The organism is Streptomyces sp. NPDC051064 (assembly GCF_044455985.1).
Lineage (GTDB): Bacteria > Actinomycetota > Actinomycetes > Streptomycetales > Streptomycetaceae > Streptomyces.
In genome coordinates, this window is sequence record NZ_JBITFK010000002.1 from 571233 (window position 1) to 594034 (window position 22802).

General features: G+C 70.5%; 20 protein-coding genes. 8 read left to right on the top strand and 12 right to left on the bottom strand.

The genetic code is table 11. The features are described 5' to 3' along the window. Positions 1–88: 88 nt before the first annotated feature. Positions 89–2320: a transglycosylase domain-containing protein gene (locus tag ACIBCU_RS09475; RefSeq protein ID WP_399230377.1), complete on the top strand. Its 2232-nt coding sequence runs from the start codon at positions 89–91 to the stop codon at positions 2318–2320. Between the two features lie 117 nt (positions 2321–2437). On the opposite strand, the gene ACIBCU_RS09480 is transcribed toward ACIBCU_RS09475, so the two are convergent. From ACIBCU_RS09480 to ACIBCU_RS09495, 4 genes are all read right to left on the bottom strand, one after another. Further along, positions 2438–4381: a SpoIIE family protein phosphatase gene (locus ACIBCU_RS09480; protein WP_399230379.1), complete on the bottom strand. Its 1944-nt coding sequence runs from the start codon at positions 4379–4381 to the stop codon at positions 2438–2440. 380 nt (positions 4382–4761) lie between these two features. Then, positions 4762–5481, bottom strand: coding sequence for a DUF402 domain-containing protein (locus ACIBCU_RS09485; protein WP_362938019.1), 720 nt, complete (start codon positions 5479–5481; stop codon positions 4762–4764). A gap of 46 nt (positions 5482–5527) precedes the next feature. Then, positions 5528–6931 carry a class II fumarate hydratase gene (locus ACIBCU_RS09490; protein WP_362938016.1) on the bottom strand — a complete coding sequence of 468 codons (1404 nt, stop codon included), beginning with the start codon at positions 6929–6931 and terminating at the stop codon, positions 5528–5530. 190 nt (positions 6932–7121) lie between these two features. Further along, the gene (locus tag ACIBCU_RS09495) at positions 7122–8786 is read right to left on the bottom strand and encodes a fumarate hydratase (RefSeq protein WP_362938013.1); all 1665 of its coding nucleotides are present in this window, start codon (positions 8784–8786) and stop codon (positions 7122–7124) included. Positions 8787–8991: 205 nt separating this feature from the next. On the opposite strand from ACIBCU_RS09495, the gene ACIBCU_RS09500 reads away from it, so the two are divergent. After that, positions 8992–9663, top strand: coding sequence for a DUF1707 domain-containing protein (locus ACIBCU_RS09500; RefSeq protein ID WP_362938010.1), 672 nt, complete (start codon positions 8992–8994; stop codon positions 9661–9663). Positions 9664–9831: 168 nt separating this feature from the next. Continuing rightward, a complete protein-coding gene (locus ACIBCU_RS09505; protein ID WP_362938007.1) occupies positions 9832–10197 on the top strand; it encodes a WhiB family transcriptional regulator in 366 nt (121 codons plus the stop codon). A gap of 62 nt (positions 10198–10259) precedes the next feature. Here the strand turns inward: ACIBCU_RS09505 and glpX are convergent, their stop codons facing one another. After that, the gene (glpX, locus tag ACIBCU_RS09510; protein ID WP_362943707.1) at positions 10260–11291 is read right to left on the bottom strand and encodes a class II fructose-bisphosphatase; all 1032 of its coding nucleotides are present in this window, start codon (positions 11289–11291) and stop codon (positions 10260–10262) included. A gap of 144 nt (positions 11292–11435) precedes the next feature. On the opposite strand from glpX, the gene ACIBCU_RS09515 reads away from it, so the two are divergent. Further along, positions 11436–11981, top strand: a complete 546-nt coding sequence (locus ACIBCU_RS09515) for a DUF4245 domain-containing protein (RefSeq protein ID WP_362943704.1) — start codon at positions 11436–11438, stop codon at positions 11979–11981. A gap of 91 nt (positions 11982–12072) precedes the next feature. Here the strand turns inward: ACIBCU_RS09515 and ACIBCU_RS09520 are convergent, their stop codons facing one another. From ACIBCU_RS09520 to ACIBCU_RS09535, 4 genes are all read right to left on the bottom strand, one after another. Beyond that, positions 12073–12663, bottom strand: a complete 591-nt coding sequence (locus ACIBCU_RS09520) for a malonic semialdehyde reductase (protein WP_362943282.1) — start codon at positions 12661–12663, stop codon at positions 12073–12075. A gap of 145 nt (positions 12664–12808) precedes the next feature. Further along, a complete protein-coding gene (locus tag ACIBCU_RS09525) occupies positions 12809–13063 on the bottom strand; it encodes an exodeoxyribonuclease VII small subunit (protein ID WP_399230385.1) in 255 nt (84 codons plus the stop codon). A 95-nt stretch (positions 13064–13158) separates the two neighbouring features. Next, a complete protein-coding gene (gene xseA / locus ACIBCU_RS09530; protein ID WP_399230387.1) occupies positions 13159–14370 on the bottom strand; it encodes an exodeoxyribonuclease VII large subunit in 1212 nt (403 codons plus the stop codon). 30 nt (positions 14371–14400) lie between these two features. Continuing rightward, a complete protein-coding gene (locus tag ACIBCU_RS09535; RefSeq protein ID WP_399230390.1) occupies positions 14401–15744 on the bottom strand; it encodes an APC family permease in 1344 nt (447 codons plus the stop codon). 77 nt (positions 15745–15821) lie between these two features. Between ACIBCU_RS09535 and ACIBCU_RS09540 the strand changes: the two genes are divergently transcribed. Continuing rightward, the gene (locus tag ACIBCU_RS09540) at positions 15822–16811 is read left to right on the top strand and encodes a 4-hydroxy-3-methylbut-2-enyl diphosphate reductase (protein ID WP_362943293.1); all 990 of its coding nucleotides are present in this window, start codon (positions 15822–15824) and stop codon (positions 16809–16811) included. Between the two features lie 80 nt (positions 16812–16891). Next, complete coding sequence (ppgK, locus tag ACIBCU_RS09545) at positions 16892–17629, top strand: polyphosphate--glucose phosphotransferase (protein ID WP_362943295.1); 738 nt, start codon at positions 16892–16894, stop codon at positions 17627–17629. A gap of 3 nt (positions 17630–17632) precedes the next feature. Here the strand turns inward: ppgK and ACIBCU_RS09550 are convergent, their stop codons facing one another. Continuing rightward, positions 17633–18241, bottom strand: a complete 609-nt coding sequence (locus tag ACIBCU_RS09550; RefSeq protein WP_399230393.1) for a DUF6542 domain-containing protein — start codon at positions 18239–18241, stop codon at positions 17633–17635. 229 nt (positions 18242–18470) lie between these two features. On the opposite strand from ACIBCU_RS09550, the gene ychF reads away from it, so the two are divergent. Then, positions 18471–19559, top strand: coding sequence for a redox-regulated ATPase YchF (gene ychF / locus ACIBCU_RS09555; protein WP_362943301.1), 1089 nt, complete (start codon positions 18471–18473; stop codon positions 19557–19559). 411 nt (positions 19560–19970) lie between these two features. Here the strand turns inward: ychF and ACIBCU_RS09560 are convergent, their stop codons facing one another. Beyond that, positions 19971–20594 (bottom strand): TetR family transcriptional regulator, encoded by a 624-nt coding sequence (locus ACIBCU_RS09560; RefSeq protein ID WP_399230395.1) that lies wholly within the window; start codon positions 20592–20594, stop codon positions 19971–19973. 124 nt (positions 20595–20718) lie between these two features. Between ACIBCU_RS09560 and ACIBCU_RS09565 the strand changes: the two genes are divergently transcribed. After that, positions 20719–21711: an aldo/keto reductase gene (locus ACIBCU_RS09565; protein WP_399230397.1), complete on the top strand. Its 993-nt coding sequence runs from the start codon at positions 20719–20721 to the stop codon at positions 21709–21711. 69 nt (positions 21712–21780) lie between these two features. Here ACIBCU_RS09565 and ACIBCU_RS09570 read toward each other — a convergent pair whose 3' ends face one another. Beyond that, positions 21781–22728: a helix-turn-helix domain-containing protein gene (locus tag ACIBCU_RS09570; RefSeq protein WP_399230399.1), complete on the bottom strand. Its 948-nt coding sequence runs from the start codon at positions 22726–22728 to the stop codon at positions 21781–21783. Between the last annotated feature and the right edge of the window lie 74 nt (positions 22729–22802).

Sequence of the window (22802 nt, forward strand, 5' to 3'; positions counted from 1 at the left end):
GGATCGCTTGTCATTTGTCCAGGCTTTCAGTGTTAGCTGGCAGGTCTGACCGGATCGGTACGAGCAGAAGAACAGGAGCACCACAGCGATGGGTCGAGCGGATGCGCGACGAGCCCAGGGGCGGGGAGCGCGCCGGGCCGCCCGGAGCGGCGGCATACGCCGGCTCTTCACCTGGCGGAAGATCCTGGGCACCTTCTTCGGTCTCTGCCTGCTCGTGATGGGCGCCTTCGCGGCCCTCTACGTGTACGTCGACGTGCCTGAGGCCAACGCCCAGGCCCAGAAGCAGAGCAACGTCTACAAGTACAGCGACGGCACGCTCCTCGCCCGGAGCAACTCCGAGGTCAACCGCGAGATAGTCGACCTGGACGTCGTGCCGAAGGCGGTCCAGCACGCCTTCGTCGCCGCCGAGAACAAGTCCTTCTACCGGGACCAGGGCGTCGACCTCAAGGGCACCACGCGCGGCCTGCTCAACACGCTCTCCGGCAAGGGCAAGCAGGGTGGCTCCACGATCACCCAGCAGTACGTGAAGAACTACTACCTCACGCAGGACCAGACGGTCAGCCGCAAGCTGAAGGAGCTGGTGATCTCCCTCAAGGTCGACCAGCGCATGAAGAAGGACGACATCCTCGCCGGGTACCTCAACACGGTCTACTACGGACGCGGAGCGAGCGGCATCCAGGCGGCGGCACAGGCCTACTACGGCGTCGACGCCAAGGATCTCGACACCTCCCAGGGCGCCTATCTCGCCGCCCTGCTCCAGGCCCCCAGCCAGTACGACTGGGCGAACGCCACCCCCGGCGGCAAGAAGCTCGTCAAGGAACGCTGGGCCTACACGCTGAACAACATGGTGGACGAGGGCTGGCTGGACAAGGCCGAGCGGGACAAGATGACCTTCCCCGTCCCGGACGCGCCCAAGGCGGCCCCCGGCATGGAGGGCCAGACCGGCTACCTCGTCGAGGCCGCGAACGACGAGATGAAGCGGCAGGGCGTCACCGAGGAGGAGCTGGACGCCGGCGGCTGGACGGTCACCCTCAACATCGACAAGAAGCGGCAGAAGCAGCTCGAGAAGTCGGTCGCCGACCAGCTGGAGAACCAGCTCGACCGCAAGAACAGCAAGGTCGACGCGACCGTCCAGGCCGGTGCCACCTCCGTGGACCCGAAGACGGGCAAGGTGGTCGCGCTGTACGGCGGTGTCGGCGCGACCGAGCACTACATCTCCAACGCCACCCGCCAGGACTACCAGCCGGCCTCCACCTTCAAGCCGCTGGTGCTCGCCTCCGCCCTGGAGAACGAGTCGACCACCCAGGACGGCGACCTGATCGGCCTGAACACGGTCTACGACGGCACCAGCAAGCGCCCGGTCGTCGGCAGCGACACCCCGTTCGCCCCGCAGAACGAGGACGACATCAGCTACGACAGTCCGACCGTCCAGAAGGCGATGGACAAGTCGATCAACTCCGTCTTCGCGCAGATGGTCGTCGACGTCACCCCGAGCGCCGTGAAGAAGACCGCGCTGGACATGGGCGTACCGGACAAGAACTTCCCGGAGCGTCCCGCGATCACGCTCGGCACGATGAACGCCTCGACGTGGGACATGGCCGGGGTCTACGCCACGCTCGACAACCACGGCAAGAAGGTCACCCCGACCATCGTGAAGTCCGCCGAGCACCGCGACCGCACCATGGAGCCCGTCGACGGCGTGGGCGGCCAGGCGATCAGCCGGGCGTCCGCCGACACCGTGACGAAGGCGCTGACCGAGGTCGTCGACATCGGTTCGGGCCGGGAGGCCAACACCTCCGCCTACGACGCGGCCGGCAAGACCGGCACCTCCGAGGACAACAAGGCGGCCTGGTTCACGGCCTACACCCCGGAGCTCACCACGGCTGTGGCTCTCTTCGGTGAGTCCACCGGCGAGGGCGGCGGCCAGGTCAGCCTCACCGGCACGGCCAACTCCGGCCGGGCCAACGGTGGCGGGTTCCCCGCCAAGATCTGGGCCGACTACACCCTGGGAGCGCTCGGGGGCGGCTCCGACGCCACATTCGACCTGCAAGGAGTCGAAGAGGGCGAGACGCCGGTGACCGAGACCCCCTCGGCCCCCCCGTCGGAGACCGAGGAGCCGTCGGAGACCCCGTCCGAGGAGCCCGAGACGCCCAGCGAGACGCCGAGCGAGACCCCCAGCGAGGAGTCGCCCCCGGCCGAGACGCCGAGCGAGACCCCCTCCGGGACGCCGAGCGGGTCACCCAGCACGACGAAGGACCCCGACGACGGTGACTGGCCGCCGGGCGAGCGGCCCGGCAGCGAGGGCGTGCTGGGGCAGTAGCGACGGGAGAGGGGCGGGTGCCGAACCGGTACCCGCCCCTCACGCGTGTCCGGCGTCAGCCGCCGTCGACCTCCGTACCGGGCAGCCGGGGCGGCCCGGGTGGCCCCTGGCCGGTCCCTAGGGGGTGGCCATCTCGAACCAGACCACCTTGCCCGTCGACAGCCGGGTCGCCCCCCACCGCCTGGCCAGCCTGTTGACCAGGAACAGCCCGCGTCCGCCCTCGTCCGTCTCCCGGGCGCGCCGCTGCCGGGGCAGCTGCGGGGAGTCGTCGCCGACCTCGCAGCGCAGGATGTCCGTGCGCAGCAGCCGTAGCGTCACCGGCCGCTCCGCGTAGCGCACGGCATTGGTCACCACCTCGCTGACCAGCAGCTCCACCTCGTCCGACAGGTCGTCCAGACCCCACCGGCTCAGCGCCCTGCGGGCCAGCCTGCGGGCCCGGCCGGGCGCCGCGTCCTCCGGCTCCAGGAACCAGTACGCGACATCGCTCGGCGCGATCCCGTCGAACCGGGCGGCCAGCAGGGCGATGTCGTCGTCCCGGTCACCGGGGCCGAGCATGTCCAGCACGTCGTCGCAGAGCGCTTCCAGCGGCGGCGAATGGTCCGGGCCCGTCAGCTGGGCGGTGGCGGCGAGCCGCTCCCGCAGGATCTCGATGCCCGTCCAGACGTCCCGTATCCGGGACTCCACCAAGCCGTCCGTGTAGAGCAGCAGCGTGGCGCCGGCCGGGGCGTCCAGCTCGACGGCCTCGAAGTCGACCCCGCCGACCCCGATGGGCGCGCCCGGCGGCACCCGCAGCACCTCGGCCCGGCCGCCCAGGTGGAGCAGGACGGGCGGCGGGTGTCCGGCGTTGGCGATGGTGATGCGGTGCGCGACGGGGTCGTACACCGCGTACAGGCAGGTCGCCATGCGGTCGCTGCCGAGCCGCTGGGCCTGCTCGTCCAGATGGTGCAGGACCTCCTGCGGGGGCAGGTCGAGGCCGGCCAGGGTCTGCGCGGTGGTGCGCAACTGGCCCATGATCGCCGCGGACGTCATGGAGTGCCCCATCACGTCACCGACGACCAGGGCGACCCTGCTGCCGGGCAGCGGGATCGCGTCGTACCAGTCGCCGCCGACCCGGGCCGTCTCGGCGGCCGGGAGGTAGCGCGAGGCCAGGCGTACGCCCGTGGGCTGCGGCAGCGAGTCGGGCAGCATCGTGCGCTGGAGCTCGTCGGCGATGTACGCCTCGCGGCCGTACAGCACGGCCTTGTCGATGCCGAGCGCGGTGTGCGTCGCCAGCTGGGCCGCGACCAGCAGGTCGTTCGCCTCGAACGGCGGACGGTCCGTGCCGCGCAGGAAGACGGCGGCGCCGATCACCCGGCGCCGGCCCCGCAGCGGAGCCAGGATCGCGCGGTGCCCGGTCGGCACGGCGCGGCCGGCCCCCAGCAGCTCGGGCAGGGCGACGCGCGCCGCCGCGGAGTCCCCGAAGACCGGCCGCACCCCGCGGAGCACCTCGGCGAGCGCGCCGCCCGCCCGGATCTCGCACAGGTCGGCGGCAGGCAGCAGCCCGGCCTGGGGGTCGGTGACGGACAGCCGCAGCCGCTCGCCCTCCTGCCCGCTCTCGCTCTCCTCGTCGGCCAGCCGCAGCCGGTCGGTACGCCGCAGCCGCAGCACGAAGGGGCTGGCGGGCCGCTCGTCACCCACCGGGAGCGGGTCACGGAGGTAGACGAGTATGGCGTCGGAGAACGTGGGCACGCTCGCCCGGCAGAGGCCCAGCACGATCTCGTCCAGGTCTATGCCCCGCGCGATCCGGCGGGTCGCCGCGCCGACGAATCGCAGCCGGTCCCCTTCGCGCCGGGTGACCGTCTGGGTGTCGGCGACGGGAGCGGCCGCGTCCGTGCCGGGCGCGGGACTCGGTACGGCGTTCGCCACCGGGCCCTTCGCCGGGTGCGGCACCGGGGAGGGGCCGGAGATCGCGGCGGTGGCAGCGGTGCCCGGCGGGGCCTCCTCCTGCCGGGGCCGAGCGCGTTCCTGCGGCCGGGCGGCGAGGGGCTGCCGGCCTTCGTGGGAGGTGGGATGCTCCGTCACGCGTGGGATTCCGTCCGTCCGGGCCGGTTGTATGAGGCAATCACCTTGTGAGGCGCCACTGTGCCCCGGCAAGAGCGGTGAGAACAACGGCTGTCACCGGATGCCCCTGGAAAAGGGGCCGAAACCGTACGGCCACCAGGGCGACCGGTAAGGGGTCTTCCGGTGGCCGGGCAGCGGACAGCGAACACGTCTCCACCCCTCGTAGTGGTTCGTGCGTCCGCACGGTCCACCCGGCTTCGTGGGCCGTGTGACTCATGCGGTGCGTTCGGTGACTGGCGGTCAGGCCCCTGACCGGCCACGCCGGTTGTGGCGCGTCGGTCCGGCGGAGCGGTTCATGGAGGGTGATCCTACGTTTGCCCCCCTGGGGTGCATCAAGGGTCTCACGACGGCGTGGGGGCGGGGGTGCGGTCCCAGTCATCAGGCAGCGGGGGGACCTGCCACCCGGGGTCGGGCCGCCAGTGTTCCCATCCGTCGCTGAACGGTGTGCCCCAGCGCTGGATCACCTCGACGGCCGCCAGCCCCGCCTCGCGCACCCGCCGCGCGGTGGCCTCGTCCATCAGTCCGACCCGCTGCGCCTGCGCGAACTCGTCCTCGTCGAGCCACTCCCAGCTGTGGTCGGGACGCACCGAGATGTCGAGGAAGTGGTCCTGCGAATCCACCCCGCCCGACCAGCGTGAGCGCGGCTCCTCGAGGTTGACGTACCAGTTGCGGAACAGCCAGCCGCGGTCCCAGAACAGCCAGACCGACCAGGGATCGCCCGGTCTGGCGAGCTTCAGGACACCCGAGCCGAACCACCGGGACCGCACCGTCGTGCGCGGGCGTGTGTAGCGGGTGGCGAGCGGTTCGGCGTGCACCTGGGTGCCGTCGGCGAGGACCGGCCTCACACACTCGGTGCCGGACGCCATCCACACGGCCAGCAGTTCGTCGGTGTCCTGGACGACGGTGACCGGCCGGCAGATGTGGACCGCGTGGCCTTCACCGTCGCCCGGTCTTCCGTTGTCCCGGTACCGCCAGAGGATCCGGTCCCCCGGCGACCAGCGCCCGCCGTCTCCCGCACCCGCCCCGGTGCCCGCTCCCGTACCCGCTTCCGTCGCTGTCATGAAGAGATCTTAGGGACGGCTCCCCGGCCGCACGGTGCGTTACGCGTCAGGGCCGGGTCATACGCAGCACGTCCAGGGCCTCGTCGAGCTGTTCCGGCGTCAGGTCACCGCGCTCGATGTACCCCCCGGCCAGCACCGTCTCCCGGATCGTCGTGCCGTCGGCCAGGGACTTCTTGGCGACCTTCGCCGCCTGCTCGTAGCCGATGTACTTGTTCAGCGGGGTCACGACCGAGGGCGAGGACTCCGCGTACTGCCGGGCCCGCTCCACGTTCGCCGTGATGCCGTCGACCGTGCGGTCGGCGAGCAGCCGGGAGGCGTTGGCGAGGAGCCGTACGGACTCCAGGAGGTTCTTCGCGATGACCGGCAGCATGACGTTGAGCTCGAAGTTGCCGGCCGCTCCCGCCGCGGCGACCGTGGCGTCGTTGCCCGTCACCTGGGCCGCGACCATCAGCACGGCCTCCGGGATGACCGGATTGACCTTCCCCGGCATGATCGACGAGCCCGGCTGCAGGTCGGGCAGGTTGATCTCGGCCAGCCCGGTCCGGGGCCCGGAGGCCATCCAGCGGAGGTCGTTGGAGATCTTGGTGAGCGACACGCCGATCGTGCGGAGCTGGCCCGACGTCTCGACGAGCCCGTCCCTGGCGCCCTGCGCCTCGAAGTGGTTGCGGGCCTCGGTGAGCGGCAGCCCCGTCGTGCGGGCGACCTCCGCGATCACCGCGGCGGAGAAGCCGGGCGGGGTGTTGATCCCCGTGCCCACCGCCGTGCCGCCCAGGGGGAGTTCGGCGAGGCGGGGCAGCGAGGCCCGCAGGCGCTCGACGCCGTAACGGATCTGCGCCGCGTAGCCGCCGAACTCCTGCCCCAGGGTGACGGGGGTGGCGTCCATCAGATGCGTACGGCCCGACTTCACGACCTCCGAGAATTCGGCCGATTTCCGCTCCAGGGCGGTGGCCAGGTGTTCGAGCGCCGGGATCAGGTCGGCGGTGACGGCGGCGGTCGCGGCGATGTGGATCGACGACGGGAACACGTCGTTCGACGACTGGGACGCGTTGACGTGGTCGTTGGGGTGGACCTCACGCCCGAGCCGCTCCGTGGCGAGCGTGGCCACGACCTCGTTGGTGTTCATGTTGGACGACGTGCCGGAACCCGTCTGGAACACGTCGATGGGGAAGTGCTCGTCCCAGCGTCCCGCCACCACCTCCTCGGCGGCCTCCTGGATCGCGTCCGCGATGTCAGGATCCAGCACCTTCAGCTCGGCGTTGACCTTGGCCGCCGCGGCCTTGATCCTGGCCAGGGCCTCGATGTGGGCCCGCTCCAGCCGCTGCCCGGAGATGGGGAAGTTCTCCACCGCGCGCTGTGTCTGTGCCCGCCACTTCGCGTGGGCGGGCACCTTCACCTCGCCCATCGAGTCGTGCTCGACGCGGTACTGCGTGTCCTCGGCCGGTTCGCCCATGGTGTTGTTACCTCCTGCAGGAACGAGCGCGGTCGGCGCCCGCCGTATTCCGCTACTCCTGCCCCGGACCGCCGGACGGATCACGCCCCGCCGCGACGTTCACGCGTCCACCGGGCCCGCCGGCGGAGCACCCGCACATGCCGAAGGGGCGCACCCGGTGGCGGGGGCGCCCCTTCGGCGGGGTGTGCGGTCAGCCGAGGCCGGGGCCGCGGACCGGGATGCTGGTGAAGGTCGGGGCCGGGGCGGGCTCGGTGAAGAAGTCGTTGCCCTTGTCGTCGACCACGATGAACGCGGGGAAGTCCTCGACCTCGATGCGCCACACCGCCTCCATGCCGAGCTCCTCGTACTCGACGACCTCGACCTTCTTGATGCAGTCCTGCGCGAGGCGCGCGGCGGGGCCGCCGATCGAGCCGAGGTAGAAGCCGCCGTGCGCGTCACAGGCGTCCGTGACCTGCTTGGAGCGGTTGCCCTTGGCGAGCATCACCTTGGAGCCGCCCGCCGCCTGGAACTGCGCGACGTAGCTGTCCATGCGGCCGGCCGTCGTCGGGCCGAAGGAGCCGGAGGCGTAGCCCTCGGGGGTCTTCGCGGGGCCCGCGTAGTAGACCGGGTGGTCCTTGAGGTACTGCGGCATCTCCTCGCCGGCGTCGAGCCGCTCCTTGATCTTGGCGTGCGCGATGTCGCGCGCCACGACCAGCGGGCCCGTCAGCGAGAGCCTGGTCTTGACCGGGTACTTGGTCAGCTCGGCGAGGATGTCGTCCATCGGCTGGTTCAGGTCGATCTGCACCACGTCGGACTCGTCCAGGTGCTCGTCCGTGGTGTCCGGGAGGAAGCGCGCCGGGTCCTTCTCCAGCTGCTCCAGGAAGACGCCCTCGGCGGTGATCTTCGCGGTGGCCTGGCGGTCGGCCGAGCACGACACGGCGATGGCGACGGGCAGCGAGGCGCCGTGACGGGGGAGGCGGACCACGCGCACGTCGTGGCAGAAGTACTTCCCGCCGAACTGCGCGCCGATGCCGATCTTCTGCGTCAGCTCGAAGACCTTCTCCTCCAGCTCCTTGTCCCGGAAGCCGTGGCCGGTCGGGGAGCCCTCGGCGGGCAGCTCGTCGAGGTAGTGCGCGGAGGCGTACTTCGCGGTCTTCAGCGCGAACTCCGCCGACGTGCCGCCGACGACGATCGCCAGGTGGTACGGCGGGCAGGCCGCCGTCCCCAGGGAGCGGATCTTCTCCTCCAGGAACTTCATCATGGAGGCCTCGTTGAGGACCGCCTTGGTCTCCTGGAAGAGGAACGACTTGTTGGCCGAGCCGCCGCCCTTCGCCATGAAGAGGAACTTGTACGCGCCGCCGTCCGTCGCGTACAGCTCGATCTGGGCCGGGAGGTTCGAGCCGGTGTTCTTCTCGTCCCACATGGTCAGCGGGGCCATCTGCGAGTAGCGCAGGTTGAGCTCGGTGTACGCGTCGAAGATGCCGTGCGACAGGGCTTCCTCGTCACCGCCCTCGGTCAGGACGTTCTGCCCGCGCTTGCCCATGACGATCGCCGTACCGGTGTCCTGGCACATCGGCAGGACGCCCGCGGCGGCGATGTTCGCGTTCTTCAGGAGGTCCAGCGCGACGAACTTGTCGTTGGACGACGCCTCGGGGTCGTCCACGATGCGGCGCAGCTGCGCCAGGTGGGCGGGGCGCAGATAGTGCGAGATGTCGTGCATGGCCTCGGCCGCGAGGGTGCGCAGGGCCTCCGGAGCCACCTTGAGGAACGTACGGCCGTCGGCCTCGAAGGTCGAGACGCCGTCGGCGGTCACCAGCCGGTACGGCGTGGTGTCCTCTCCCAGGGGGAGCAGATCGGAGTACGCAAACTCTGGCATTACGGCCATTCCTCACTCGGCGACAGCGGCTGACCACCCTTGGGCAGCGCATCCACCAGGGTAGAACGCCTCCGACGCGCCGAGCCTGTGAGGTAAGGCTCACCCCGGAACGCTTGCTCCCGCACGGCGGATTCCCACACGGCGGATTCAGTGCGGGGCCGGAGAGGTGCTGTCGCGATCTATCGCGTTTCGGTACGCTGTCCCGGTGGACCTCGAGAAGCAGCCTCAGCAGCCCGTCGCTCCGGCCGGTCCCGCGCCCGCCGGAATCCGCGCGTCCGACGCGGACCGCGACCGGATCGCGGACATCCTGCGGGACGCCATGGCCGAGGGCCGGCTGACGGCCGAGGAGCACGCCGAGCGGGTCGACCTGGTCTACCGGGCCAAGACCGTCGGCGAGCTCGATCCGCTGGTCCAGGACCTCCCGGCAGCGGGCGGCGCCGCCCGCCCGGCCGCCTCGCCCTACGGTTACGGCCCCGAGGCGGCGACCGGGCCCGCCGAGAACCTGGTGGCGGTCTTCAGCAGCTCCACCCGCAGGGGCCGTTGGCGCGTCGGCGGGCGCACGAACGCCTTCTCGCTCTTCGGCAGCGTGGAGATCGACCTGACGGAGGCGCTGTTCGGCCAGCGTCTGACGGTCATCAACGCGACGTCCGTCTTCGGCAGTGTCGAGATCAAGGTCCCCGAGAACATCTCGCTGCGCGGCAGCGGAACGGGCATTTTCGGCAATTTCGAGGTCGACACACTGGAATCCGCCGACCCCGAGGCACCGGTGGTCGTCGTGAACGGCTATTCCGTATTCGGAAACGTCGAGGCGAAGCCCAAGCGTGGCAAGCTCATCGCCAACCTCCACAGCCAGTTGCGCAAACACCTCGGCCACTGAGGGCGCACGGCCGGTCCACCGCGCATTCCGGCCAGCGGGCGCCGTGACGGCGCCGCGGGGGCCGGAAGGCGGCGCCACTCAGTGCATAGGCGTGCGTACAGCGGGTAGGGAGTGCTGCATCGCCTCTCGCTCACGAGCCGAAGCCGAAGCCGTCGTCAGGAGTGGACCGTGCTGCACATGCCGCATCAGCCCCTGCAGGTCGCCGCCATGCCGTCCCAGCGCACACCCGCGCGGGAGGACCAGGCGGGGCCCTGGCACTCGGAGGCTGTGTGCCGCCGGGACGAAGCCGGGCTGTTCTTCGCCCCGTCGAAGGAGCCGACCGCTGCGCGGCTCGCCCGTGAGGAGGCCGCGAAACAGGTCTGTGCGAGGTGCCCGGTGATGGTGGAGTGCCGGGAGCACGCGCTCATACAGCCCGAGCCCTACGGGGTGTGGGGCGGCCTCACCGCCGCCGAACGCCGCGTGGCGCTCGCCCGGCGCCGCAGGCGCGACATGGAGCTCAAGGCCGCGGCCCCGACGGGACGCATAGCCGGCTGACTTCCGCGCGCACGGATGTGGGGCCGCCCGGCCGGGCGGCCCCACATCCGTGCGCGCCGGGACTACTTGGCGCGGTCGAAGTCGATCGCGCTGTAGGCGCGCAGCTTCGACAGCCGGTGCGTCGAGTCGATCCTGCGGATCGTGCCCGACTTGGACCGCATCACCAGGGACTCCGTGCTCGCCGTCTCCGCGCGGTACCGCACACCGCGCAGGAGTTCGCCGTCGGTGATCCCGGTGGCGACGAAGAAGACGTTGTCCCCGCTGACGAGGTCGTCCGTCGACAGGACGCGGTCCAGGTCGTGGCCGGCGTCCAGCGCCCGCTGCCGCTCGGCCTCGTCCTTGGGCCAGAGCTTGCCCTGGATGACACCGCCGAGGCACTTTATGGCGCAGGCCGAGATGATGCCCTCAGGCGTGCCGCCGATGCCCATGAGCAGGTCGACACCGGTCCCCTCGCGGGCCGCCATGATCGACCCGGCGACGTCGCCGTCGGAGATGAACTTGATCCGGGCGCCGGTCTCCCGGATCTCCCTGACGACGTTCTCGTGCCGGGGCCGGTCCAGGATGACGACGGTGACGTCCTCCGGGGAGGAGCTCTTGGCCTTCGCGACGCGCCGGATGTTCACGGACACGGGGGCGTTGATGTCGACGAAGTCGGCGGCCTCGGGACCGGTGACCAGCTTGTCCATGTAGAAGACGGCGGACGGGTCGAACATCGCGCCGTGGTCCGCGGCGGCCAGGACGGCGATCGCGTTGGGCATGCCCTTCGCGTTGAGCGTGGTGCCGTCGATCGGGTCGACGGCGATGTCGACCTCGGCTCCGGTGCCGTCGCCGACGCGCTCGCCGTTGAACAGCATGGGCGCTTCGTCCTTCTCGCCCTCACCGATGACGACGATGCCGTTCATCGACACCGTGGAGACGAGCGTGCGCATGGCTTTGACTGCGGCGCCGTCGGCGCCGATCTTGTCGCCGCGGCCGACCCAGCGCCCGGCGGCCATGGCGGCGGCCTCGGTGACCCGCACCAACTCCAGGGCCAGGTTGCGGTCGGGGGCCTCGGGGGAGACCTCGAGCTGGGACGGCAGATGATGCTCGGACATCGGAGCGCACCTTTCTGTACGACGACGACCGGAAAAGAGGGTGCTGTGACTCTATCGGTAGGTCGATAAAATGAGCAGAGCGGGTCACGTATGAGCGGGTGCCCGCTGGCCGGACGTCCGGTGGCCCATGCCACCATTGACTACGTGGCAAGCAAGCGAGGCAAGCAGACCGTCCGGGACATGATCCTGTCGATGCTCGTGATCACCGCAGTGGCGGGCGTCGTCTACATCTTCATCCCGCACGACGACAAGGCCGACCCCATCAAGGCGGTCGACTACCGGGTCGAGCTCGCGACGGCCCGTCGCGCCGCGCCGTACCCCGTGGCCGCCCCGGCGGGGCTGCCCGAAGGCTGGAAGCCGACCTCCGTCTCGTACGAGGGGCAGAACGGCTCGGGATGGCACCTCGGCTTCCTCGACCCGGACGAGAGGTACGTGGCCGTCGAGCAGTCGACGACCCCGGCGAAGAAGTACGTCCCCGAGGTCAGCCGGGACGCCAGGAACACCGGCCGCACGCGCGAGGTCTCGGGCCGGGACTGGGAGATCTGGAACGGGCCGAAGTACGACGCGCTGGTGCTGCACGCCGAGGGCGTGACGACGGTGGTCACCGGCTCGGCCCCCGCGGACCGGCTGGCGGAGATGGCCGCCGCGCTGAAGACGGCTGCCCCCTCGGCCGCTCCCTCCGCTTCCTGACGGCCCCGTACCACCGGAAGAGCCCCACGACGCTCGGCGTCGTGGGGCTCTTCCGCTGGTCCCGGGAGGCGGCCGCCTCCCGGGAAGGGGATCAGACGGTCGTGATGACCTCGTCGTAGGACAGGCGCGGCAGACGCGGGAACCAGGCGTCCTCGCCCGGCTTGCCGATGTTGACGGCCATGATCAGCTTGTGGTCACCGTCCAGGAACTCCTTCTCGATGCCCGCGGCGTCGAAGCCGGTCATCGGGCCGGCGGCCAGGCCGGCGGCGCGGACGCCGATGATGAAGTAGGCGGCCTGCAGCGTGGCGTTGAGCGCGGCCGACTGCTCGCGGACCGGGCGCTCGGAGAAGAACGCGTCCTTGGCCTGCGGGAAGTGCGGCAGGAGCGCCGGGAGTTCCTCGTGGAACTCGTGGTCCGCGACGAGCAGCGCGACCAGCGGGGCGGCGGAGGTCTTCGGCTGGTTGCCCTCGGCCATGTGCTTCACGAGGCGCTCGCGGCCCTCCGGCGTGCGGACCAGGACGACGCGCAGCGGCGACTGGTTGAAGGCCGTGGGGCCGTACTTGACCAGGTCGTAGATCGCCTGGACCTGCTCGTCGGTCACCGGCTCGTCGGTGAACGTGTTGGCAGTGCGGGCCTCGCGGAAGAGGAGGTCCTGGGCGGCGGGGTCAAGAACGAGGGACATCTGAAGCGTTACCTTCCGGGCGGTACGGATCAAGCGGTACAAGCACCGTAACCGAGGGATAGATTAAACTTCAACTAAATCTGTCCCGGAGTGATCCACCGCACAACCGGCCCCCGAAGCCGCCCGGAAGCGCCTCCGGAACTCCCTACTCCGCGTCGCCGCCGGCCTCCGAGGGTTCCTCGGGGCGTGCCAGCGCCGCGTCCAGCCGGGCCCGCGCACCCTCCAGCCAGTGCCGGCACACCTTCGCCAGCTCCTCACCGCGCTCCCACAGCGCCAGCGACTCCTCCAGCGTCGTGCCGCCCGCCTCCAGGCGGCGTACGACCTCGATCATCTCGTCCCGCGCCTGCTCGTACCCGAGCGTGCCCGTCGCGGCAGCCGTCGTCGTCCCGTCGTCCGTCATGCCGACCACCCTATGCGCGGGGTCGGACAAACCCGGCCGCTTACGACCTCACCGGTGATGGTCAGCGGCGTCGCGGCCGATCGCGGGTCAGGTCGTCACTCCGCGACCCGTACGGTGAACTCGCCCTCGGAGACCCGCGCCCGCAGCTCCTCGCCCGGCGCCCCGGCGTCCGCGGGGGAGCGCACCACATGGCCGTCCGGCCGCTGCAGCACCGCGTATCCCCGCTCCAGCGTCGCCGCCGGCGAGAGCGCCACGACCCGGGCCCGGGTGTGCGCGAGCTCCGAGTCGGCGCGGTCCAGCAGGTGCCCGAGGACTCTGCGGCTCCGCCCCACCAAGGCGTCGACCTCCGCTTCCCGCTCGTCCACCATCCGCTGCGGCCGCTCCATGGAGGGCCTGCCCAGCGCATGCGCCAGCCCCCGCTCCTCCCGGTCGATCAGCCCCCGGACGGTCCGCAGCGCCCGGTCCCGGAGCTGCTGGACGCGGTCGAGCTCCTCACCCACGTCCGGCACGACCTTCTTCGCCGCGTCCGTCGGCGTCGACGCCCGCAGATCGGCCACCAGGTCGAGCAGGGGCGAGTCCGGTTCGTGCCCGATGGCGGAGACCACCGGGGTGCGGCACGCGGCCACCGCGCGGATCAGCGCCTCGTCGGAGAACGGCAGCAGGTCCTCGACGCTGCCGCCGCCACGGGCGACCACGATCACGTCGACCTCGGGCAGCCCGTCCAGCTCCTGGACCGCCTGGACCACCTGATTCACGGCGTGCACACCCTGTACAGCGGTGTTGCGCACCTCGAAGCGCACCGCCGGCCAGCGCCGCCTGGCGTTCTCCAGCACATCGCGTTCAGCCGCCGACGCCCGTCCCGAGACCAGGCCGATCAGCTGCGGCAGGAAGGGCAGCGGCTTCTTCCGGTCCAGGGCGAAGAGCCCCTCGGCGGCCAGCGACTTCTTCAGCTGCTCCAGCCGCACCAGCAGCTCGCCGATGCCCACCGGCCGTATCTCCGTGGCCCGCAGGGACAGCTGCCCGCGCGGGGCGTACCACTCGGGCTTGGCGAGGACGACCACCCGCGCGCCCTCCGTCACCACATCGGCGATCCGGTCGAAGACCTGCCGGAAGCAGGTCACGCTCACCGAGATGTCGTGGGAGGGGTCACGCAGCGTCAGGAACACCACCCCGGCACCGGGCCGGCGTGACAGCTGGGTGATCTGCCCCTCGACCCAGACCGCACCGAGCCGGTCGATCCAGCCGCCGATCAGCCGGGACACGTCGCCGACGGGCAGCGGGGCTTCCGGGGACGTAGTGAGAGCCATACGGGCGAGCGTATCGGCCGGTACGGACAATCAGGCAGCCCGCCGCCCCCACTGCACCGCGAGCACCACCAGTCCGATCCCCAGCCAGCACAGCCCCACCAGCTGGGCGCTCGTCGTCGCCTCCAGGATCACCGCGACCAGAACCCCCGCGCCCACCACCGGCACCACGATGTGGCGCCACCAGCTCGGCGGCCCCTCCATTCGGCGTACGGCGAACCAGCCGACCACCGACGCGTGCAGCAGCACGAACGCGGTGAGCGCGCCCACGTTCACGACCGACACCAGGTGATCGAGGCCGTCGTCGCGCCGGGCCGCCCACACCGCCGCCACCAGCGTCACGACCGCTGCGCACGCGATCGCGACACGCGGCACCCCGGACCGGCTGTCGACCCGGGACAGGAACGACGGCAGCCGGTCCTCCCGCCCCATCGCGAACACCAGCCGGCCGGCCGCCGCCTGCCCCGCCAGCGCCGCGAAAGCCGCGCCGATCGCCTTGCTGACGGCCACCAGATCGTGCAGCCAGGAGCCGACCGAGGCGTCCACCGCGTCGTAGAACGCGGACCCCCGCCTCACCGGATCCGCCGCCAGCTCCGCCGAGCTCACCGGTTCCAGCAGCGCCGCCAGATACGACTGGACCACGAACAGCGCCCCGGCGAGCACCAGGCAGAACAGCACCGCCCGCGCCACCTTCGCCGAACCCCCCGTCACCTCCTCCGCGAACGAGGCGATCGCGTCGAACCCCAGGTAGGACAGCACCGCGACGGAGACCGCCCCCAGTACCGCCGTCATCGAGAAACCGGTGTCCCCGGTGAGCGGTGACAGCCAGCCCCGCTGCGCCCCGTCCCTGGCCAGCACCACCACCGCCGACACCACGAACACCAGCAGCACCACGATCTCCATGGCGAGCACCGCGAAGCCCACCCGGGCCGCCGCCCGTACGCCCCAGAGGTTGAGCAGCGTCGTCACCACGACCGCGATCGCCGTCCACACCCACCGCGACACCTCGGGAACCAGCGCGTTCATCGCGATCCCGGAGAAGAGATAGGCGACGGCCGGGATGAGCAGGTAGTCGAGCATCGCCATCCAGCCGGCGATGAACCCCGGCCCCTCCCCGAGGCCCTTTCGGGCGTACGCGAAGACGGACCCGGCGAGCGGGGCCACACGGACCATCTGGGCGTAGCTGAACGCGGTGAAGGCCATCACCACGGTCGCCACGAGATACACCAGCGCCACGGCCCCGTCGGACTTGGCGTCCAGCGTGCCGAAGACTCCGACCGGGGCCATGGGCGCGATGAACAGCAGCCCGTAGACCACCAGGTCCCGGAACCCGAGTGTCCGCCGCAGCTTTCCCTCTTCCGTGCTGCTCCCCGCCATGAACCCTCCGTCGCTGGTTGCGTACGCATCAGTCTCGCGACCCCACCGGCCCGGCGCCTGTTCGGTACGGCCTTACGATGGGACGCATGACTGCTTCTCCTGCCCGCCGTGTCCTGCTCGCAGCGCCCCGTGGCTACTGCGCGGGCGTGGACCGCGCCGTGATCGCCGTCGAGAAAGCACTGGAGCAGTACGGTGCCCCGGTCTACGTCCGTCACGAGATCGTGCACAACAAGTACGTCGTGCAGACCCTCGAGAAGAAGGGCGCGATCTTCGTCGACGTGACCGCGGAGGTGCCCGAGGGCTCCATCGTGATGTTCTCCGCGCACGGGGTCGCCCCGACCGTCCACGCCGAGGCCGCCGAGCGCAAGCTCGCCACGATCGACGCGACCTGCCCGCTGGTCACCAAGGTCCACAAGGAAGCCGTCCGCTACGCCCAGGAGGACTACGACATCCTCCTGATCGGCCACGAGGGCCACGAGGAAGTCATCGGAACGAGCGGCGAGGCCCCCGACCACATCACGCTGGTCGACGGCCCCGACGACGTGGCGAACGTCGAGGTCCGCGACGAGTCGAAGGTCGTCTGGCTCTCCCAGACCACGCTCTCCGTCGACGAGACGATGGAGACCGTCGGCGCGCTCAAGCAGAAGTTCCCGAACCTCCTCTCCCCGCCGAGCGACGACATCTGCTACGCCACGCAGAACCGTCAGATCGCGGTGAAGAAGCTGGCCGAGGACGCCGAGCTGGTCATCGTCGTCGGCTCGAAGAACTCCTCCAACTCGATCCGCATGGTCGAGGTCGCCCTGGACGCCGGCGCGCCCGCCGCCCACCTCGTGGACTTCGCCGCCGAGATCGACGAGGCGTGGCTGGAGGGTGTCACCACCGTCGGGCTCACCTCCGGCGCCTCGGTGCCCGACGTCCTCGTCGACGGCGTGCTGGAGTGGCTGGGCGAGCGGGGTTACGCGGACGTCGAGACGGTGAAGACGGCCGACGAGTCGATCACCTTCTCGCTGCCCAAGGAGCTCCGGCGCGACCTGCGGGCCGAGGCCGCCGCGCTCTCCGCGGAGTGACCGGCCGGGCGCCCCGGGTGCACCCGCCGGATCGCCCCTCCGGGGAGTGATCCTCGCCACCTGCCCGTACCGTGGATCACATGGAGATCTTCGGTGTGGATATCGGCGGTTCGGGGATCAAGGGTGCGCCCGTGGACCTGGACCGCGGAGAGCTGGCGCAGGAGCGCCACAAGGTACTGACACCTCACCCGGCCACGCCCGAGAGCGTGGCCGACGGGGTGGCCGAGGTCGTCGGCCATTTCGACTGGCAGGGGCCGGTCGGCATCACGTTCCCCGGAGTCGTCACCGGCGGCATCACCAGGACCGCGGCCAACGTCGACAAGGGCTGGATCGACATGGACGCCCGGGCGCTGCTCAGTGACCGTATCGGGCAGTCCGTCACGATCCTCAACGACGCCGACGCGGCCGGTGTCGCCGAGATGACCTTCGGGGCGGGCCGCGACCGCAAGGGCACGGTCATCATGCTGACCCTCGGCACGGGCATCGGCAGCGCGGTCTTCACCGACGGGCAGCTCGTCCCCAACACGGAGCTCGGCCACCTGGAGCTGCACGGCCACGACGCGGAGAAGCGCGCCTCCACGAAGGCCAAGGAGGACGAGGACCTCAGCTGGCAGCACTGGGCGCACCGGGTGCAGAAGTACCTGGCCCACGTGGAGATGCTGTTCTCGCCCGAGCTCTTCATCATCGGCGGGGGCGTCAGCCGCAAGGCGGAGAAATTCCTGCCGCTCATCGAACACGTACGGGCCGAGATGGTCCCGGCCCAGCTGCAGAACAACGCGGGCATCGTCGGTGCGGCCATGGCGGCCGCGGGCAAGTAGCTTCTATGCGCGGGGGCGGCGGGCGGCCCGGTCGGCCCTGACCAGGTGCCGCTGCCGCTCCCGCATCTGCCGGATCTTCCGTACGGAGGCGATGAGACCCGCGATGAGCGTGCCCCCGTACAGCCAGCCCGCCTGGACGGCGAGCGCGGTCACGACGGCCATCGCCTGCCCGCCGAAGCCGCCCGTGCCCCCGGCGACGGGGATCACGCCGACCGCGAAGGCGATGGGCACGATGATCGGGGCGGTCACCAGGTCGGCGGGCCGCACCCAGAGGGCGGTCAGGGCGCTGACGGGCAGGAAGAGCAGCCCGTACACGAGCTCCGAACCGCCGAAGAGCAGTCGGTCCACGCAGGCCAGCAGGAACATCGCCAGGGCCGCGAAGAGGCCGGCGCCGATACCGGTCAGCCGGGGGTTGGGGAATCTGCGCAGCGCCAGGACCACGGGCGGGGCCCCGCGCCGGGGCCCGGGACCCGGGCCGGCCGACGGCGCCGGGGCGACCGCCACCGCCACCGGATAGCCGGCCGCACCCGTGGCCTCGCCGAGGCCGCCGGGCGGTGCGGGCCTGCCCTGCGGGGGCTGGGTGCGCTGGGTGCGTGTCCTGTGCTGCTCCACCCCGACAACCTAGGACGCCGGGTGCACTCTTTCGGGCGTTGGACACGCGCTTTGGGTGACCTTGGCGTTGCGTTCGATACCGCACGGCCGAAACAGGCCCGTTCGGCCCCCGGCCGGCCTCCGTCCCCGCACCCGTGACGGGCCGACCGGCCCCGCCCGTAAACTGGAGAATCGGTCCACCCCCGGCCCGCCCGCACAGCCCCTCTCCTCACTTCAGGAAGTCGCCAAAGTGTCGCTCACGATCGGAATCGTCGGCCTGCCGAATGTCGGCAAGTCGACCCTTTTCAACGCCCTGACCAAGAACGACGTGCTGGCGGCCAACTACCCGTTCGCCACCATCGAGCCGAACGTCGGCGTCGTGGGCGTCCCCGACCCGCGCCTGAACAAGCTCGCCGAGATCTTCAGCTCGCAGAAGCTGCTCCCCGCCACGGTCGACTTCGTCGACATCGCGGGCATCGTGCGGGGTGCGAGCGAGGGCGAGGGCCTGGGCAACAAGTTCCTCGCGAACATCCGCGAGTCCGATGCGATCTGCCAGGTCATCCGCGCCTTCAAGGACGAGAACGTCGTCCACGTCGACGGCAAGGTCTCGCCCAAGGACGACATCGAGACGATCAACACCGAGCTGATCCTCGCCGACCTCCAGTCCGTCGAGAAGGCTGTCCCGCGCCTGACTAAGGAGGCCCGCCTCCAGAAGGACAAGGTCGCGGTCCTCGCCGCCGTCGAGGAGGCCCAGAAGATCCTCGAGGCGGGCGACACGCTCTTCTCCCAGGGCATCACGGCCGGCACCGAGAAGGGCCGCCTGCTCCACGAGCTGCACCTGCTCACGACGAAGCCCTTCCTGTACGTGTTCAACGTCGACGAGGACGAGCTCGTCGACGAGGACTTCAAGAACGAGCAGCGCGCCCTGGTCGCCCCGGCGGAGGCCATCTTCCTCAACGCCAAGATCGAGTCCGAGCTGATCGAGCTCGACGACGACGAGGCCCTCGAACTCCTCCAGTCCATGGGCCAGGAGGAGCCCGGCCTGGCCACCCTCGGCCGCGTCGGCTTCGACACCCTGGGCCTCCAGACCTACCTCACGGCAGGCCCGAAGGAAGCCCGCGCCTGGACGATCAAGAAGGGCGCGACGGCTCCGGAGGCGGCCGGTGTGATCCACACCGACTTCCAGAAGGGCTTCATCAAGGCGGAGATCGTCTCCTTCGAGGACCTCGTCGAGACGGGCTCGGTCGCGGAGGCCCGTGCCAAGGGCAAGGCGCGCATGGAGGGCAAGGACTACGTGATGCAGGACGGCGACGTGGTGGAGTTCCGCTTCAACGTGTAGCGGCTGATATACGACCACGTCGGCGATCTGGCAAACATGCAGGTCAGCGGGGGTCCGACCTTCCGAGGTCGGGCCCTTGGTCTTTTCCCGCGCTGGATAGGTGCTGGATAATCTGATCCCTCGTCACCTGCCGTCACCCCTTGCCACCTGCACCGTGCTGGATCGGTGCTGGGAGTGGGAGGCGCCCGTGCTGAGCTGCGAACCGGCACTGGGGTAAGGGCGGGGGCGGGAAGATTCGGTTTTACCCTCTTCGTGGGCGGCAGTGCGGCTCAGTACGAGCGGGGAGGGTACGGACTCCAGCCGTGGAGGAAGGGCCCAAGGTCGGCGGCGCCGGGTTTGGGTGGCGTGGGGAGCTTTGGCGCTGAGGCGGTCTCGGTGAGTCGGGCAGGGCTGCCGCAGGTCGGGTGGACCTCAGCGCGATCGAGGGAAAAGCCGCTCGACAGCGGTCACCACTGCGGCGCGGCGGGCGGTGGTGGTGGGGTCCACGGCGTGTGCGGCGGCGGCCTTGCTGAGTTCGGGTTGCGCCGCCCAGGTCATGGCGATCTGATTGACCAGGGCGAGGACGTCGGCCGGGTCCCAGGCGGGGTCGAGCTGTCCTGCCCGCTGCACCTGTCGGAGCTGGTCGATTTTGCGGGCGATCATTGCCTGGTCGGGATCGTCGGCAACGGCTGTGGTGCCCGGCAGTTCGAGGCGACCCCAGGTGATCAGGCGGTGGTGGTCCGGACGGGCGACAAAGTAGTCGAACAGGCGGCCCGCGTAGCCGGGGAGGTCGGACGGGTCTATCTGGGTGGCCTCGGCGATGACGACGTACTCCCGTGCGGCGACGTCGGCATAGAGCGCGTCCTTGCTGCGGAAGTAGGCGTAGACGCGTTCTTTGCTGGTCTTGGCGAGTTTGGCGATGCGGTCCACACGGGCGCCGGCGATGCCGTGGCGGGCGAACTCCTCCATGGCAGCGGTGAGAATGCGCTCGCGCGTGGTGTCGCCGGCGGCGGCTGCGGGCGCTGCGGTCTGGCCGGAGTCGCGGGACTGGGACATGGTCCCAGGATAGAGCACCAAACCGTTTGGTTTGGCATCCGGGTGATCGGCGCGTAGAGTCAAACGGAACGGTTCGGTTTGACCTCTGCGGGTGAAGCCGGCGAACTACTCAGGGAGTGAACTCATGCAGCACCGCAATCTGGGCTCTCAGGGTCTGCGCGTCTCGGCGCTCGGCCTGGGGACCATGGGCATGTCCATGGCCTACGGCGCCTCGAACGACGACGAGGGCATCGCGACCATCCGCCGCGCCCACGAACTCGGGATCGACTTCTTCGACACCGCCGAGCTGTACGGCGCCGGTACCGGCAGCAACGAGACCCTCCTGGGCAAGGCAGTCAAAGACTTCCGCGACGAGGTGGTCCTTGCCACCAAGTTCGGCTTCGACATGACCGCCCCGGCGACCAGCCCCGCCTTCGACAGCCGCCCGGAAAACATCCGCAAGGTCGCCGAGAACAGCCTGCGCTACCTGCAGAGCGACCACATCGACCTCTTCTACCAGCACATCTCCGACCCCGACATTCCGATCGAGGAGGTCGCCGGCGTGGTCGGCGAACTGATCACCCAAGGCAAGGTGAAGTACTTCGGCCTGAGCAACGTCGGCCCCCAGTACATCCGCCGCGCCCACGCCGTCACCCCGGTCTCCGTGCTTCAGTACGAGTACTCGCTCTTCGAGCGGGAGGTCGAGGAGGAGATCCTTCCCGTCCTGCGGGAACTCGGCATCGGCCTGGTGCCCTACTCCCCGCTCGGCCGCGGCTTCCTCACCGGCCAGGTCAAGCCCGCCAGCGAGTACGCCGCGGACGACATGCGCAGCTGGGACGAACGTTGGCAGGGCGAGAACTACACCTACAACCTGCACGCCACCGAACAGCTCAAGAATCTGGCCGACACCAAAGGCATCACCACCGCCCAGCTCGCGCTGGCCTGGCTGCTCGCCCAGGGCGAGGACATCGCGCCCATTCCCGGCACCCGCAGCACCAAGCGCGTCGAGGAGAACGCCGGCGCCACCGACGTCCAGCTCTCCGCCACCGATCTGGCCCGCATCACGGAGATCCTTCCCCACGGATCGGCGGGCAGCCGCCTCCCGGCCGCGGTGCTGTCCAGCTTCACCACAGACTGACCGTGACGGCACCCGCGCGTGCGAGGCTGGGCCTGTCGGCCAAAGGCGGCACGCGGGGGCTCGGGATCGTCAACCAGGGGGAGAAGGGGGGAGAGTCGTGGTCTCGTCGGCCGCGAAGGTGGCCGGGGTGAGACCGGTGCGGTCGCGGAAGAAGCGGCCGAAGTTCGCGGGGTCGGTGAAGCCGAGGTGGTCGGCCACGGACCGGGCATCCCATTGGGCGCTTCCCAGCAGGCGCCGGGCTTCGAGCAGGCGCCGCTCGTCGATGAGCTCACGCACTCCCTTGCCGGTGGTTTCCCGGGCGGCGCGGCTGAGGGTGCGGACCGAGCAGCCGAGCAACTCGGCGTAGTCCGCGGCCCGGTGCAGTTCGCGGAAGTGCAGCTCCAGGGCGTCCGTGAACCCTCTGTAGGTGTCACCACGGCTCGTGCCGGCACTCGTGTCGGCGGGGGTGACCCCAGGGGCGTTGGCCAGGCGCAGCAGCAGCGATTCGAGCAGGCTGCGCCGCAGGGCGTGGTGGACGTCGAGGGGCCGGCGCCCGAGTGCGCGGTGTTCGTCCAGAAGCTGGAGTGCCGTCTGCTGGAGCCAGGCGGCGTCGTCGGGGTGCGGGCTCAGCACGGCAGGAGCCTCGTGTGCGGTGAGCGGGGTCAGCAGGCGGGCGATGTCGGGCCGCAGTACATCCGGTTCGAACAGGATGAACGGGCCGCGGGCTGCGCCTGGCGGGTGCCAGCACTGCGTGTGTCCGGGACGCACCCACAGCCACTGGCCGGAGGCGACGGTCCGCGTGACGTGGTCGACGTCGTGCCGCAACTCTCCCTCGGTGACGGCGATGAGGTAGTGGAAGGTGGCACGGCCCGGACGGGGCGGGTTCCACGGCCAGTCGTCGTGCTGGACGAAGAAATCCTCGACGGTACTCACTTCAAGGCCGTACGGGGTGCCGACCGGGGGCTGGAAACCGTACAGCGGGACCGCGGCCGGCCCCGCCTGTCCGCTCGGGCTGGGGTGTCGCTTGTCGACCATCACGTGTCCGCAGCCTACTGCACCTTATGTCGGTTTCGGGGAGAGAGTGGGAGGTGGTGCCGCCACAACCGCTCGGC

Coding starts and splice junctions, on each gene's coding strand:
- ACIBCU_RS09475 (WP_399230377.1), top strand. CDS start 89: ATGGGTCGAGCGGATGCGCGACGAGCCCAGGGGCGGGGAGCGCGCCGG.
- ACIBCU_RS09485 (WP_362938019.1), bottom strand. CDS start 5,481: ATGACAGCGACGGAAGCGGGTACGGGAGCGGGCACCGGGGCGGGTGCG.
- ACIBCU_RS09490 (WP_362938016.1), bottom strand. CDS start 6,931: ATGGGCGAACCGGCCGAGGACACGCAGTACCGCGTCGAGCACGACTCG.
- ACIBCU_RS09495 (WP_362938013.1), bottom strand. CDS start 8,786: ATGCCAGAGTTTGCGTACTCCGATCTGCTCCCCCTGGGAGAGGACACC.
- glpX (WP_362943707.1), bottom strand. CDS start 11,291: ATGTCCGAGCATCATCTGCCGTCCCAGCTCGAGGTCTCCCCCGAGGCC.
- ACIBCU_RS09520 (WP_362943282.1), bottom strand. CDS start 12,663: ATGTCCCTCGTTCTTGACCCCGCCGCCCAGGACCTCCTCTTCCGCGAG.
- ACIBCU_RS09525 (WP_399230385.1), bottom strand. CDS start 13,063: ATGACGGACGACGGGACGACGACGGCTGCCGCGACGGGCACGCTCGGG.
- xseA (WP_399230387.1), bottom strand. CDS start 14,370: ATGGCTCTCACTACGTCCCCGGAAGCCCCGCTGCCCGTCGGCGACGTG.
- ACIBCU_RS09535 (WP_399230390.1), bottom strand. CDS start 15,744: ATGGCGGGGAGCAGCACGGAAGAGGGAAAGCTGCGGCGGACACTCGGG.
- ACIBCU_RS09540 (WP_362943293.1), top strand. CDS start 15,822: ATGGGACGCATGACTGCTTCTCCTGCCCGCCGTGTCCTGCTCGCAGCG.
- ppgK (WP_362943295.1), top strand. CDS start 16,892: ATGGAGATCTTCGGTGTGGATATCGGCGGTTCGGGGATCAAGGGTGCG.
- ACIBCU_RS09560 (WP_399230395.1), bottom strand. CDS start 20,594: ATGTCCCAGTCCCGCGACTCCGGCCAGACCGCAGCGCCCGCAGCCGCC.
- ACIBCU_RS09565 (WP_399230397.1), top strand. CDS start 20,719: ATGCAGCACCGCAATCTGGGCTCTCAGGGTCTGCGCGTCTCGGCGCTC.